Source organism: Rhodococcus sp. BH4, assembly GCF_002079265.1.
In the GTDB taxonomy this organism is placed as follows: domain Bacteria; phylum Actinomycetota; class Actinomycetes; order Mycobacteriales; family Mycobacteriaceae; genus Rhodococcus_F; species Rhodococcus_F qingshengii.
In genome coordinates, this window is sequence record NZ_CP014941.1 from 1207983 (window position 1) to 1221943 (window position 13961).

At 61.9% G+C, this 13961-nt stretch carries 15 protein-coding genes and 1 pseudogene; 6 read left to right on the top strand and 10 right to left on the bottom strand.

All coding sequences use genetic code 11. The features are described 5' to 3' along the window. The first annotated feature begins 91 nt into the window (after nt 1-91). Both A0W34_RS05550 and A0W34_RS33115 read left to right on the top strand, forming a co-directional pair. Nucleotides 92-460, top strand: a complete 369-nt coding sequence (locus A0W34_RS05550; RefSeq protein ID WP_029537646.1) for a hypothetical protein — start codon at nt 92-94, stop codon at nt 458-460. Between the two features lie 353 nt (nt 461-813). Beyond that, the gene (locus tag A0W34_RS33115) at nt 814-984 is read left to right on the top strand and encodes a hypothetical protein (protein WP_007734610.1); all 171 of its coding nucleotides are present in this window, start codon (nt 814-816) and stop codon (nt 982-984) included. Between the two features lie 16 nt (nt 985-1000). On the opposite strand, the pseudogene A0W34_RS05555 reads toward A0W34_RS33115, so the two are convergent. The 3 genes and pseudogenes from A0W34_RS05555 to A0W34_RS33120 form a co-directional block, all read right to left on the bottom strand. Then, nucleotides 1001-1744, bottom strand: a pseudogene (locus A0W34_RS05555) (HNH endonuclease family protein); the annotation flags it as partial. Between the two features lie 78 nt (nt 1745-1822). After that, nucleotides 1823-2188, bottom strand: a complete 366-nt coding sequence (locus tag A0W34_RS05560; RefSeq protein ID WP_047269305.1) for a pyridoxamine 5'-phosphate oxidase family protein — start codon at nt 2186-2188, stop codon at nt 1823-1825. A gap of 112 nt (nt 2189-2300) precedes the next feature. Then, nucleotides 2301-2669: a hypothetical protein gene (locus A0W34_RS33120; protein ID WP_020906454.1), complete on the bottom strand. Its 369-nt coding sequence runs from the start codon at nt 2667-2669 to the stop codon at nt 2301-2303. Nucleotides 2670-3373: 704 nt separating this feature from the next. On the opposite strand from A0W34_RS33120, the gene A0W34_RS05570 reads away from it, so the two are divergent. After that, a complete protein-coding gene (locus tag A0W34_RS05570; RefSeq protein ID WP_003945723.1) occupies nt 3374-3844 on the top strand; it encodes a hypothetical protein in 471 nt (156 codons plus the stop codon). Nucleotides 3845-3851: 7 nt separating this feature from the next. Here A0W34_RS05570 and A0W34_RS05575 read toward each other — a convergent pair whose 3' ends face one another. From A0W34_RS05575 to A0W34_RS05585, 3 genes are all read right to left on the bottom strand, one after another. Beyond that, the gene (locus tag A0W34_RS05575; protein WP_003945794.1) at nt 3852-4775 is read right to left on the bottom strand and encodes a DUF2797 domain-containing protein; all 924 of its coding nucleotides are present in this window, start codon (nt 4773-4775) and stop codon (nt 3852-3854) included. 65 nt (nt 4776-4840) lie between these two features. Continuing rightward, a complete protein-coding gene (locus A0W34_RS05580; RefSeq protein WP_007734614.1) occupies nt 4841-5497 on the bottom strand; it encodes a DUF305 domain-containing protein in 657 nt (218 codons plus the stop codon). Next, nucleotides 5494-7059, bottom strand: coding sequence for an LVIVD repeat-containing protein (locus A0W34_RS05585; RefSeq protein WP_081557443.1), 1566 nt, complete (start codon nt 7057-7059; stop codon nt 5494-5496). Before A0W34_RS05585 ends, A0W34_RS05580 begins: the two co-directional genes overlap by 4 nt. Nucleotides 7060-7237: 178 nt before the next feature. Between A0W34_RS05585 and A0W34_RS05590 the strand changes: the two genes are divergently transcribed. Both A0W34_RS05590 and A0W34_RS05595 read left to right on the top strand, forming a co-directional pair. Further along, nucleotides 7238-7825: a TetR/AcrR family transcriptional regulator gene (locus A0W34_RS05590; protein WP_223304676.1), complete on the top strand. Its 588-nt coding sequence runs from the start codon at nt 7238-7240 to the stop codon at nt 7823-7825. A gap of 45 nt (nt 7826-7870) precedes the next feature. Then, nucleotides 7871-9007: a GIY-YIG nuclease family protein gene (locus A0W34_RS05595; RefSeq protein WP_054800699.1), complete on the top strand. Its 1137-nt coding sequence runs from the start codon at nt 7871-7873 to the stop codon at nt 9005-9007. Between the two features lie 80 nt (nt 9008-9087). On the opposite strand, the gene A0W34_RS05600 is transcribed toward A0W34_RS05595, so the two are convergent. The 4 genes from A0W34_RS05600 to A0W34_RS05615 form a co-directional block, all read right to left on the bottom strand. Beyond that, a complete protein-coding gene (locus tag A0W34_RS05600; protein ID WP_063314931.1) occupies nt 9088-10305 on the bottom strand; it encodes a Dyp-type peroxidase in 1218 nt (405 codons plus the stop codon). Beyond that, complete coding sequence (locus A0W34_RS05605; protein WP_063314930.1) at nt 10298-10798, bottom strand: copper chaperone PCu(A)C; 501 nt, start codon at nt 10796-10798, stop codon at nt 10298-10300. Before A0W34_RS05605 ends, A0W34_RS05600 begins: the two co-directional genes overlap by 8 nt. Before the next feature lie 25 nt (nt 10799-10823). After that, nucleotides 10824-12254, bottom strand: coding sequence for a PepSY-associated TM helix domain-containing protein (locus A0W34_RS05610; RefSeq protein ID WP_063314929.1), 1431 nt, complete (start codon nt 12252-12254; stop codon nt 10824-10826). A gap of 108 nt (nt 12255-12362) precedes the next feature. After that, a complete protein-coding gene (locus A0W34_RS05615) occupies nt 12363-12893 on the bottom strand; it encodes a hypothetical protein (RefSeq protein WP_081557444.1) in 531 nt (176 codons plus the stop codon). A gap of 220 nt (nt 12894-13113) precedes the next feature. Between A0W34_RS05615 and A0W34_RS05620 the strand changes: the two genes are divergently transcribed. Then, nucleotides 13114-13821 (top strand): collagen-binding protein, encoded by a 708-nt coding sequence (locus A0W34_RS05620; protein ID WP_081557445.1) that lies wholly within the window; start codon nt 13114-13116, stop codon nt 13819-13821. Nucleotides 13822-13961 lie beyond the last annotated feature (140 nt).

Sequence of the window (13961 nt, forward strand, 5' to 3'; positions counted from 1 at the left end):
GTTAGCTGAAGAACTGCGCGAACCGCGGGTTCTTACATCAACAAGCCTTCGAACTCGCCGCTGCGGTTCAGGTATGAACAAGGTAGGGAAAATGCGCAAGGTTAGTTTGCTCGCGTCCGCTGCAGCAGTAGCTGTCGGTGTGGCAATGATCGGGACGTCTGCGGCCTCAGCAGCGCCGGGAACGATTCCTGGTCACGGACTGTTCGACGTGCCGTGGGAGGTGTTGCCGGGAACCTACACGACGTCTGGGCCCGTATCAGCTGACATGCCGTGCATATACGGCCGAGCGAAAGTCGACGGCGATGGTGAATTGAATGTACTCGAGTTCGAAAGCACCCTCGAACCGGCGACAGTCACGATTCTCTTGACGGATTCTCGCTTCACCACCGCATATTGCGCTGATTGGAAGCGAGTGTCGTCAGTCGGATCGTTGGATCTCGGATCACTTTTCGGGTCATAGACGTCTCCGCTCTGATTCCAGATGGGCCTCTGGCCGTGGCCACGGACCTCTGCTATCTCGGCTAACGCTCGCCTCGCGGATGTGCTCGTTCGTCTCGAGTTTCCGACCACTCGTCGCATGAGTCCATGACCAGGGACTTTAGCCCTCGGTAATTACCTACCAATCGGTATATTCTGCGAAGGTACGGACTTCGTGAACCGATGTGAGTTTGCTCCGGGGGACGTGCCGGCCTCGCAGGACCGCCCGCAAAGTCAGCCCGGTGAGGCCACCGGAGTTCGCGCATTTCGACAGATTGCCGCTGGGTCCGTCCGCTACGAGGGGAGCGGACGGACCAGACGGCACGAGAGAGTGCCATGCCTGAACGTGGTCAAAGCAGAGTGGACGCGGGGATCATTGCCGTCGTCGCAGTCATCACCGGTGTGTTCGTCGCACTGACCGGTCACGGTCTGGTTGCAGCGCTCGCCACCGTAGTGGGCCTCGCGCTCGGAATGGCGATTGTGCGGTATCTGATCAAGGGCCGCTGATCATCGCAAGAGTTCAGCAGGTCGCGAGAATGTCTGCGATGGTGTCGTGTTCGGCTTGGGTGACCCACAAACCGTATGCCGCTTTGACTTCCACTTGAGCAGTCACGTACTGGCAGCGGTAGGCCTTGTTAGGTGGCAGCCAGGTCGCCGCGTCGGAATCCGACTTCTTCTGGTTCGTGGGCCCTTCGACAGCGCGCAGGTTTCGAGGGTCGTTGGCCAGATTGGTTCGCGTCTGTGTATCGAGTTGTTGTGCGCCCTTCTGCCAGGCGTCCGAGAGTGCGACGACATGATCGATCTGGACTGCAGAAGACGTGTCCTGGCCGCGGGTGAACGCGATGGTCTTGTTCGTGTACGGGTCACGGAGCGTACCGGTTTGGACCGAGCAGCTTTTGGAGCCGTCCTTGAATGTCAGGTCGGTGAGGTCACGCCGCAGGATGTCGTTGCGAGTATCGCAGCCGTTGTGGCCGAATTCGACGGTGACGTCGTCGGTCCAGGCGGTACCGAACAGCGCGCGGTCGTATCCGGTCTTGGGTGCGCGTCCCTTGACGGGGATCTGTGCCAGCAGTTCAATTGCGGCGGACGAAGGAGCCGAGGCTTCGGTCACGACCGTCGTGGTGACACCGGATCCGATTCCCGAACCAAGAGAAGATGTTTCGGGCGCGTCGGCGTTGGAATTGGCGCAACCTCCCAGCACGATCACGGCAGCAATGCCGATGGTGACGCCGGTGATGCCGCGCCTGTGATGTGCCGTGCGTGCCATGTGTGAGAGTCCATTTCTGCGAGAGATGAACTACAAGTATGTCATTCACGACAATTCGGGCCTAACCGGCACTGTCTGTCAGTCTGGTCGAAGGAACCATCGAGTCACCGGGACCGAGACGAGGACCCGCGGACCGTCACGAGTTTCGTCTGCGGCATCCCAGCCGTCGTACTTCTCGCCGAAAAGTCTCAGGAGGTCGACGAATTCGCCGACATCGTGATGAATTGTCGCGAGGCCCTGTGCGACCCACGGGTCGCCAGCGGATCCGTCGACTGCCAACGAGACCCGAGGATCGTCCAGCAGGTTCCGAACCTTACGATTCTGCTCAGCGCTCGGTATCCAGAATGTGTTCTGATGCAGTAAGAACCAGACCGGAGTCGTGTGCGGCGAGCCGTCGCTTCGGAGGGTGGTCAACCACACGCAAGGAGCATCCGCGATAGTCACGGTCCCAGTATCGGCGCCGGCGCGAGGTTCACCAATCGAGTGTTCGGAACGAACAATGCCCGGCCCTCGCCGTTGGCGAGGACCGGGCATTGTCGGGAAGGAAGTGGAAGCGTCAGATCTCGATCTTGGGGGTCTGTTCGCCCAGCTTGTGGCGGGCCAGTGCCAGGTTCGCACGCGCACGGTCCAAAACGAGGTACACGAACAGCGTCGACAGTCCGGGCGTCTCGAGGACGCGAATGAGGTGGTACTGGTTGCTCAGGGTGATCAGGATGTCTTCCAGGGTGTCGGTAATCCCCAAGTTACTCATCGTGCGGAGCTTTGCTCGCACAACCTCGGAGTTGCCGGCGCCGGCGTACTCGAGGCTGAATGACGGGTTGCCGCTCATGCCGAGAACCATTCCGCTGTCGGCGTCGACGACGGCTGCACCGCTGGCACCGTCGATGCGCATCAATTCGCCGAGGATCTTGTCGATGTTGCTCATTGCTTCTCCTTGGTAGGGCCGAGTCGCGCGGGGCGACTCCAGGTGATGCTTCGGTGGTGAAGTCATCGGTACATTTCGAGGTGGAATCGTTGGTTGCGGCGTCGGGAGTGGGTCGGGCGGCAACTTTTCAGTTTGGGAGATTTGTGGGCTCGTTCCGTTCGGTGCAGATGGGCGGCCATTCGACGACTCGAATTCGTCGATGCGGTCTGCGGGTAGCCAGCCGTCTCCGGCGGGTGCGTTGAGTGGCCGTCTCGTATCCGTCTCGTAGTCCGGGGCCGGCGGCTGGAGTTGCGGATACACCGGTGCGGTCAGCGGTCGCTTGTACGGAATCGGCTGACCACCCGCGTCGGCGACGTTCGCGAACCAGGCGGCGTACCCGGGGTCGCTGCGATCGAGGTTTTGCCCGCGATCGTCGTCTTCCTCGCGGGAACCTCGTCGACGAAAAAGTCCCACTCGTTCCAGCCCCTTATAGACGAACTATTTCCGATCGGAGCGTTCCGGATGAACGCGGCAGACCGGACAATCCCACCCGTAGTTATTTTGCAGTTAAGTCACCGTAGCATGGGTTCGCGAACGGGGCATACAGTCCAATCCCGCAGTCGGGAGGGCGAGGCGCTCGGATTCGGCCGGATGCTCGGGCAATTGGCGCTGACGGGCGATGCCGGTCCGTTCGAACGCCAGTGGCCCTCTGGCATCCTTGAGGGATGAAGAAAACGATCACCGGGTTCATCGGTGCCTGCTCGCTGGTGGCGCTGGTTGCCTGCGGTTCAGACGGAGACAAGCCGACCGAGGTCGGAACACTCACTTCCTCTGCTTCGGCGACCACCACAGCGACGTCGACGACGTCATCCGAGGCTCCGGCGACGTCGTCGGAAATACCTACCGAGACCCCTTCGGTCGACTCGAGTGCTCCGGCTGAGGTCCCGTCCGACCCGAATGTGAGTTCGGCGCTGCCACGGACCTACGCGCAGGCGTGTTCCGACGTTCTCCGGTACCTCGACGCATACCAGCCGGCCATCGACGAGTCCGGAGAGGAAATGGGCATGACGCGTGAATCATTGGCAAACGACATGCTGACCTCCATCCAGGCTTATCCCGAATGGTCGAGCCTGTCTGCCGACGAGCAGGCCGAGGTCACTCGCGGATTCGCCGCAGCGACCGCGGGAAGTTGCTGACCTACTTTCAGAACAACGATTCCTGAATCGCCACGCCAGGGGACTCGAACTCGCCGACGGTGATGGTTCGACCGACCAGTCCGGACACATCCGCGACGAAGCGTGGCGATTCAGGATCGGGGTCGATCCGCAGCGAGGCGATCGAACCGGCAAGGCCCTCCAGATACAAGGAATGTTCCCCGGACTCGAAAGTGTGCGGATACGCGATCAACGGTGCCGCATCGAAGACCACGTCAGCGCACGCCGGCGCCGTCCATTCTTCGGGAGCCTCCAGGATCTCGATTCCGTCGATGTCCGATCCGATGTCATTCAGCTCGTCTTTGATCGACGATACGAAGTGGTGCAACGACTTTCGTAGTTTCTCTCGATCCAAGGGACCTGTCAACGCTTCGATCTTCCGAGACGTACGTATTGCCTGGCTCAAGTGGAAGTGCTCCGAAACTCGGGCTTCGAGGGCGCGAATGCTGTAACCGTCCGTCGACCGCGCTACGAACAATGCGCAGACTGCCCCTTGTTCGGCGACTCGCGGATGCTTGCGGAACTCGGACGCCGTCCCCACCTTCATCTGGCCGCCGGCGAATACGTCGACGTAGAGCCATTGTGGTTGTGCGAGGTAGGTACGCACATTCGGATGAATGTGCGCGCCGCTGACGTGTGCCTGATGAACCGTGGTGAACCCCTCACGATTTCGGCATCGGTCGCATTGGCGTCCTGCGGTGACCGTCGCCCCGCGGTCGCACGGCGAGTGTCCTGGACCTTCGGCGGTGAGATCTCGCCAGCCGAGGCAGCGGCGGCCCTTCGTCTCGTCGACGGAGAATCGCAGCACCGAGTCGTGAGTGAAGAAGGTCGTAGCGGAAGTGGTGTCGTCGACGCATCGGATCCGCGGTGCTGTCGGGTTCGACCAATCGATTCCGCGAACAAGCAGGGTCATGATGAAGTGTCGATTCCTTCTGTAGTTCGCAGGTCGACACCTATGGTAGTCACTGCACATGCGGGTCAGTGCAGTGGTTGTGCCCCACGTTGTTCGAGCATCAGCGTCATCAGCCCGGATTCCTGACTCTGGGTGTTGATCATGTCGCGGGCGGACTGTTTCACCGGCCCGCTCTCGAGTAAGGCGTCGGCGGCCTGCGCCATGGCGATCCCGCCACGGTGGTGGCGTTCCATCAGTTGAAGGAAAAGGACCTCGGCGTCGAGCCCGCGAGCGCTGCTCAGTTTCTCGAGTTCTTCGGTCGTAGCCATACCAGGCATGGAGTCGGTCTCGGTGTCCAGCGTTGCCGGGTGATGACGAGAGTCGCCCGCGCCGCTCGGCGACGCCTCCATCCACGCCATCGGCGTTCTACTGTTCGGCGGGACACCGGCCAACCTCAGCCAACCGAGCATGACACCGATTTCCGTTCGTTGAACATCGTCGATCTGCTGGGCCAGTCTCGTCACCGCCGGGTCCACATCGGGACTCAGACGCGCGAGAATGAAGAGGGCCTGTTGATGGTGGGCCGCCATGTCGTGCACGAATCCGATTTCGGTTTCGCTCAGAACAGCTCTCTGCGTGTGGTTCTCGGGTGCGAACAGCGGACGTAGTGCTGCGCCGAGTACGAGCAGCATCAGTGCTGCAGCCACGAGTGCGACGGCTTTGACCGCTCGCGGCGCCGTCATGATCCCACGGTCGTCTTCTGGTCAGCGGGTGGTGTGTAGACACCGTTTTCGAGTTGCATGGCAACAAAGCCGTTGTCGGCGCACGTCGCCCACAACGTGGTCCCTCGCCATTCGGGTGGGGAGAAGCACCAATCGGTCGAGATGTCGCCGAGAGCGACCATGCCCGAGCGCGAACTCAGTGCTTGGCCGGGGTCGAACTGGCCCTGCGCGATCGACTGCGCGATTGCCGGGGTGCTGAGAACGGGTACCCCGATGAGCGACGCGAGAGCGTGTGGCGAGTTGGCGAGTTGGCGATTGTCGCCGGTCCGAGCAGGTGGGTTGAAGTACGCAATTTCGTGGACGTCGAAGGGATCTCGAATATCGAAGACCCGAATCCCGCTCGAGATCCATCCACATGCCAGCGCAGTCGGGTCGACCGGGCGGTCGGCCGAACAGTAGTGAGATTCGTACGCGAACAGCGATCCACCGGCAGCGGACGCCAGCGCAGCGTCTTGATTCTCCGGCAGATTGATTTCGAGCTTCACCGAATTGACGACCGACGGTTCGTCGTCATCGGAGACGTCGATCAATTTGACTCCGCCGGAACCACCTTCGTCGACGGTGAACAGGTACGGCGAACCGTCGTAGGTGACCGGAATGCTGTGTTGGGTGGCCCACCCGTCGGTCCACGAGAGCTGGGACAGTTGGCGCACCCGAGGATTCGGGACGCGGCGCTGAACCTCACTGATGTCGAGGACATGTATTCCGCCGAGATTGTTCGACAAGTACATGCGATTTCCGTCGGGACTGATTCCGAAGCCGTGCGTCGACAACCCGATGAGGTCCTGCCAGACGACGCGTGGGTTGGCGGGATCGGTGAGATCGACGGCGCTCACCACGCCGGGAGCGGTGCCGGAAGACCAGTAGGTGTTCCCGTCCGGTGAAAATCCTCCCTCGTGATTGGTGATGGGCAGCAGCATCCCCAGATCGGTTCCTGGTCCGGGGTTGAGTAGTTTCGGGTGCGCGCAATCGGAGATGTCGTAGACCGACATCAGGCCGACGCCGGTCAAGAGCGGAACGCCCGTGCCCACCAGCAGCTTTCGCGCGGTGTTGACCTTGAGGCTCTCCCACGTTCCGGCCAGCATCGCGGGTTCGGTCAGCGTGGCGGTGAGAGCGGGATTGGCAGGATCCGATACGTCGAGAACTTGGACGCCCTGTGCGGGGCCCAGGAGGTTCCCGGGGAAGAAACTGCCGACGTACGAGCAGTGTTCGAAGTTGGTGGACGTGATCCCGCCGCCGCGACCCGAGTAGCCGCCGATCTGAGACATGTTGCAGCTGTAGCCGTCTCGGCTGCGTCCGCTGTTTCGGTCCTCGGCCGGAACATTACCCTGCAACCCGGTCTCGGGCATCGATCCCGGGCCGCATTCGGCGCGGCTTGCGGCGGTGGAAGCGACACCCGGGTTCTCGTGGATCGAGCCCGGGGCAGTGGCGGGCTCAGCCGACGCGACGCACACGGGAAGGACGGTGATCAAGGCGACGAGTGCGATGGCAGATCTGGTTCTGATGGTCGTGAACGATTTCATCGAGTCCAACTCCCGGTGCGGGATTGCCTTTCGTATCTCACGGGCAGACGTATCTCACGGACAGGCAGCACGGAGGGCAGGCGCGTGTTCGAGCGCTCACGACGATCGGGTCGGGGTGTGAACCGGTGTCGGGCCGCAACCAACCGGACAATGCTGTCCGGTTGGTATCGTAGTGTGCGTGACATCGTCTGGCCGCGTCAATAGCGGATCCCTCAACAGAGGGCCGAGAGATGCGGCGCGCAATCGTGCGGCACTCGTCTCAGCAGCTCGCGAGGTGTTCGCCACTCAGGGTTTTGCTGCTCCGCTCAGCCTGATCGCCCGCACGGCCGGCGTCGGTCAGGGCAGCCTCTACCGGCACTTTCCCACTCGCGAAAGCCTCGCACTCGCGGTGTTCGACGAGAACATCGTCGAGCTGCAAGATATGGCTGCCGATCCGGATTCGACTCTCGACGATCTTTTTCGATTGTTGGTAGACCAGATCACCACCTCCATCGTGTTCGTGGAGGTCATCAAGCCCGTCTCCTTCGGCGACTCACGACTGAATTCGGCAGGCACCCGCCTGACCGATCTCCTCGAAGGACGCCTCGAGGAGGCGCGTCGAGCTGGGAAGATACGCGAGTCCGTGACTGCTGAGGACGTGATTCTGGCGATCGCGATGTTCGCCGCGATCATGGAACGGACTGCCGAGAGCTCGCGAAAAGAAGTCGCGCACTCGGCCTGGAACCTACTTGTGCAGGGACTGGCCGGGCCGGCAGCGGCGGGCTGAGTCGCGTTCGCCTCGCGCCTCGAGGTGATCGCCTAGGCTCGTGGCATGGCTATTGTCTGGACAGTTCCTCGCGCTATCGGCTCCACCTTGCTCGTTGCTCCGTTGATCAAGGAGTTCCTTGTCGAGGGTGACGGCACCCTCGATGCAAAACTGACTGCGGTCGGTACGGTCTCTGCCTCTCTCGAGAAGCAAGTCGGCCGCACGTTCACCTCGATCAGCGCTGCTTCGGCGGCAATCTTTTCCGGTGCTGCCGGTTCCACCAGCGTGCCAGACGCACTACGTCTGGCCGTGATGCGCACTCTGTCCACCGAGGTCGTCGTCAGGAAGCCCGCTCCGCAGCCGTTCTCCGAGAAGGTCGGGAAGAGGCTGGGGCAGTATGTCTTTGCTTTGCGTGACCCGCGTAACGACCAGGTGTTCCATGTCGGGCACGGCACGGGAAATCAAGTATTCGCGCCGGTATTCGAAGCGCTCGGTGAACTCGCGAACCTCGAAGGAGCGGACGCTCCGGCCGAGTCGAATGGTGCTGTGACGGCAGCCAAGATCGCTCGGATCCGCGAGATCTACGACGCAGGTTCGGCGGTGGAGCACTTCGTACTCCTCCGCTCGGTCTCTGCCGCCACGGATTCGGCCGCCACTACCGACGAGGTCGTCCGCGGCATCGTGGAAGCCTTGCGGATCACCGACGCGGGAGAGGGTCTGACCAATCTCGCAGGCGATACCTCGGACAAGGACGCCCGAGCGACCCGCGTCGAGGAACTCGCATTGCGCTACTCGGCTGATCCCGCGCCGGAACTCCCGACGCCGAGCATCGTCCTCCACGTACCGGCCTCCGCCCGTCCGGGAGCAACGCCGGAAGAGATCTACGAACTCGCGCGCGCCGAGTGGTCTGCCGGTGCGGCTGTTCGTGCCGAGATCGGAATTCCCGTTCTGGTGTTTGCCGACAGCATCATTCGTGGTGCCTTCCGTGCTCAGTCATGGGAGGTGTCCACCCGCAATGCCGACGGAAGCCAACTGTGGCGGTTCAACGGAACCGTCGACGACGAGCTTGCTGCCAAGTACGTCGGAACCGAGGTCACCCCACACAACGTCGGACTGAAGAAGTGGCCCGTCAGTGGTTGGGTCACGAGGTTGACTACCGCCCGTCCAGGTGCGGTCATGCCGGGACCTCGTAAGTCCAAGTAACGCAACAACTTCAGGTAGAAGGAATTGTGGGGGCGGGATCCGTTCGGATCCAGCCCCCACAATATCGTTGCCCGGGGTTGTCAGCCGAGCAATCCGCTTCCCAGATAGTCGTTCTCGGTGCATCCCGGCGGAATGAGATACACCGCAGAACCGATCGGCGTCGTCCACTCGTTGAGTGCGTCGAAGTCACTCAATCGCTGTTGGACCGGTAGATATTGCTCGGCGATGTCCCGTTGGAATGCTGCGAAGATCAATCCCGAATTCGAGGTCTGCCCGCTCTCGGGTGCGTCGTCGTAGTTGTATGCCCGACGGAAGAACTGCTCCTTCTCATGCGTCTGGTGGGCTCGCGCGATGTGTGATCCTGGCGGGATCACCGGAATCCCGAACTTGTCCGTGAGTGTGAAATCCGCTTCGTCGAATTCGTTGGTTCCGTTGAGCGGAGCGCCATTGGACAACGTGCGCCCCATCGTGAGTTCGCGCCCCGAACGGTCGAGTTCGTCCCAGGTATCCATTTCCATGCGAATGCGTCGCAGTACCAACGAGGTTCCGCCCGCCAGCCACGGTTGACCGGCGCCGTCGTGCCAGATCAGTGAATCGAAATCCACTGTTCCCGGAGCAGGATTGACCGTCCCGTCCACTTGGCCCATGAGATTGCGCATCGTGGTTCCCTCGGGCGTGGTGCCGCGAGCGTTGCGGAATCCCTTTTGTGTCCACCGGATTGTCGTCAGTGATCGGACGTTCTTGGTCAGAACTCGCACAGCATGAGCAATGGTCACCGGATCGTCGCCACAAATCTGCAGCAACAGGTCCGACCCGCCCCATCGGTCGTCAAGTCGGTCGATCTCGTAGCTCGGCAACGGCTCGAACCAGTCCGGTTGACGTGCTTGCAATCCCAGCTTGGTGAACAGGCCAGGACCGTAGCCGACGGTCACCGTCAAGCGTGCCGGATCCACAGCCAGTTCCCGTTCGGTGTCCGCCAACGCCGGGTTGCCCGCGGTGAGCCGTGACGCATCCTCGGACCACATCTTCATGATTCCGACGACGACTGCTCGATCGGTTCCAGGCAAGAGGTCGAACCCGATGAAGGTGCCGTGCGCTTGCGGCGTGGTGTCGATGCCGGCTTGGTGGACTCCGTAGAACGGTTCCACCAGCTTGCCTGCTTGCTGCTCCTGTTGGCTGCGCTCGACCACTGTGGTTGCGCCCCAGGTTATTCCCGCCACGCCGAGCGCGGCGGCGCCTCCTCCGAGAAGGCGCCGCCGACTGACTGCTCGGCTGGGCGGGTTCGTGTTCTCAGCCACCGTGATTCGGGTCGTAGTTCTCCTGATTACCGGAGAAGTCGCGAATCTGGGCTGTGAACGTGGTGCTGGAACCGTCGTCGTAGATCAAGGTGAGGTCGGTTTCTGCGCCTGGGAGCAGCGGCGCGGACAGGTCCATGAACATGAGGTGGTCACCGCCCGGGGTGAGGGAGGCGGACCCGTTGGCAGGGACCAGGAAACCGCCGTCCTTGGGACGCATCGTCATCGTTCCGCCGTCGCCGGTCACGACTTCGTGCAGTTCGAGTCGAGACGACGCGGGGCTGGTGGCCGAGACCACGCGTACGTCCTTGTCACTGGAGTTGACGAGTTCGGCGAACGCCGCGCTCATTCCTTCCTGCGCGGCCTTGACCCATTGATCCTGAACTGTGATGGATTGTGCAGCTTCGGTTTCCTTGTCGGAGTTGGAAGAACAGCCGGTCAGGGCGAGAGCTGCGGACAGTGCAACAGCTGCGAATATCTTTGTGCGAACAGTCATGTGTGTCTCCGTAATTCGTGAAGTGTCAGGTGGTGGCACGGCGTTTGAACGCCGCAAGGCACAGGTCGATCAGCAGGAATGCGAGAAGGCTGATGCCGAGTAGCGGAACGAACCAACCGACCAACGCCGTGATCGCGACGAGCGCAACGAGGCCGACCGGGGAGAGGTTGCGGATTCCGCCGCGGGCAGGAACCCGGCCGACTGCCCAGTCGGAGCCACGAGTGGGGCGTCGGCGCCACCACATGATGTAGCCCCGAATGACCACGCTGACCAGTGCGAGTGCCAGTGCGGCGAGTGCGATCTGGTTGGCAAGACCGAACAGCAGGCCCATGTGGAGTTGGATTCCCCAGGCCGAAAGTTTGGCTGCGAGTGGCCAATCCGAGAACCACAACTCGTCGGTGACCTTTTGCGTCGCTCCGTCGATTGCGATGGTGTTGTTGCTGTACACCCAGGGCTGACGTGTCTGGGCGACGGTGAACGCCGTCTCGGCGTTCGCGGGTATCGATACTTCGACAGGACCGGTGATCCCGTTGTACCTGGCGATACCGAGGACGGTGTCGACGCGTCCGACGTTGGTGTCCGTCAGCGTGCCGGTGGCGGCAGGGGCCATGTCGTGACCCTCGTGCCCGCCTGTCGCCGGAGGGGGAGCGTCGCCGAGAGTTTTCACAACTGAGGGCGTCGTCCAACTCAACGCGGTTCTCAGATTGCTGACGTTCTCTCCGGCGTAGGTCGACCACGTGAGGCCGGTCGCCGAGAGGAAGACCAATGCAACTGCTATCCAGATGCCGACGACACCGTGCCAGTTCAGGGTCCGGCTTCGTCCGGTGGATGCTCGGTCGATCGTGAGCAGTCGAGCGTTCCGGGCGGTGCGGTAACGACGGAACCAGAGGTAGACACCGCCGAGTGCGACCACCCACATCCACGACGCGGCCAATTCGCTGTAGAGGCGGCCGGGTTCGCCCAGATGAAGGTGGCGATGCAGTTGGGAGATCCAGGTTCGCAGTGGCAGCGAACCACTGCTTCCGTAGACCGCCAACTCGCCGACCGGCTGTGCGAGCACCGGATCGACGAACACGGCGAGCCTCTCCGATTCGCCCAGTGACGGATCGGTGAACAGGACTCGGGTGGTTTCGCCGGCAGCAGGGGACGGACGTACTGCCGAGACCGTCAAGTCGGGGCGGTACTGCTGAGCGGAACGGATCTGGTCGTTCAGTGACGCGATCTGTCCGGTGGTGTCGGTCTGGAGGTAGTCGCTGTAAACGAACTTCTCGATGGTGGGTGCCATCGCGTAGAGGCCACCGCTCAAAGCGGCGATGAGGATGAACGGTCCGATCAGGACGCCGGCGTAGAAGTGCAGACGCAGGATCAGTGGTCTGGCGCCGCCGACCTGCTTCTTCGGGGGAGAACTGTCGTTGGACGCGCGCGTCTGTGCGCGCTCCAATTCGGGTGCGGACATGCGTGTACTCGATCCCGCTGTGCGCCTTTATTAACCGCGGGCGGTTAATAAAGGCGCACAGCAAAGTGGCGCACGTAATCACGTGCGTGAAAGGAAAGGGGAGGTGAGTTACACGAATGCCGGTGGGCCGCGAGTGCCCAGGCCAGAGGTGAGAAGTTGACGTAGAACAACTTTGGCGCGGTATCGAGTACGTGCAGCGAACGGCGACGGTTCAGCTGCCCACGGGCGCAATAGAACGGCGACGATTGCCGCTACCGTCGATGCGGCCACGACGTATCCGCGTTCTGCGCCGCGGATCAGCACTGCGCACACTCCGACGGCAGCGATGTGTGCTGCGAGCATCGGAAGGGACAGGAGCAGGCCGTGTTGATGATCCGAAGCGATGGTCAACGTCGCGTGACCGATGGCCTGACCCGCAGCGAGCATGAGGGCGAGCAAGAGCGCGGGGGAGCGACGGGTGTCGATGGACGTGACCACCGCGCCGACGCTCGCGCAGGCGAGGATCAGCAACACGACAGCGCTTTCGGACGGGGCCATGCCGCCGCCACCGAGCGCGTGGGCTGCGACGGAAACTGCGCCGGAGGTGCCGCCCACGAAAGCACCGCGCAGCTGCGCGACATCTTTCGAACCCGGCGTCATACGCGAAAGGATACAGGCGCCTACTACCGGGCTTAGTAGGTGATCGGTCGGGATCGTTTCGGTGGCCGACCGACGAACGCGTTAGGTGGGGGATTTGTCCGATTCGCCAAACTTTGCCGAGGACCGGGTGAAACAAACGTGACGGTCATTTTCCGGTGCCAGACTTGGCTCTGGTCGCCGGCAACGGGTCGACGGCAGGGCAAACACATAGGAGAGTTTCATGAGGCGTCGATTCTTTGCGATATTCGCCCTGATGGGTGCGTTCGGTCTCTTCCTGTCTTCGGTGGCCTCGGCGGACCCGGTCACACGCTCCGTGTCGGGCACCCTTGTCAACTCGTGTAGCGATACTGGCGATCCGGGCGGGATATGGATGGTCGTATGGGATGGCTCGACGCAGATATCCTCGGCCACTGTCGGGGTGGGTGGCGCATACACGATCACGAACGTTCCTCCGGGCAATTACACGGTCAGTCCATACTCGCCGGCTGGATGCGGATCCGTACCCGACAGGACGGCGGTAGATCTGACGACGTCCGACGCGACCGGGATCGACTTCGAGTTGGTGAAGGTGTTCAGCATCGTCGGAACTGTCACTGGGTGTCCGGGTGCTGACGGGGTCGGGGCGTCTGACGTGACGTTGAATCTCCTCGATGCCGGCACGCAAATCGCGACGACAACGACGGATGATTCCGGTGACTACTTCTTTCAGTACAAGCCGGCCAAGGACGGCTATTCCGTAGAAGTGGTTCCCGGCAGCGGATGCGGTGCCGATCCAGCAGTAATTCCGGTGAATCTGAGCACGAATGACGTCACCGGTGTCGACTTCGCGCTCACTGCCGACGGCTGCGATACGGGCAGTTCGTTCGGAAGTGTGGATCTGTCGACGATTTTCGGAAGTCTCGGTAGTTCGGAATTCTGCAGCAGCTGAACACTTGTCCATGAAGGGAGGGTGATCGCCGAGGCGATCGCCCTCCCTTTTCTCGTTTGTTACCAAGGGATTTGCCCTGACATTGCGGAAGGCTGTTTCTAGCGGCAGATGAAGATATCTGTGCCGCATATCGTTACGAC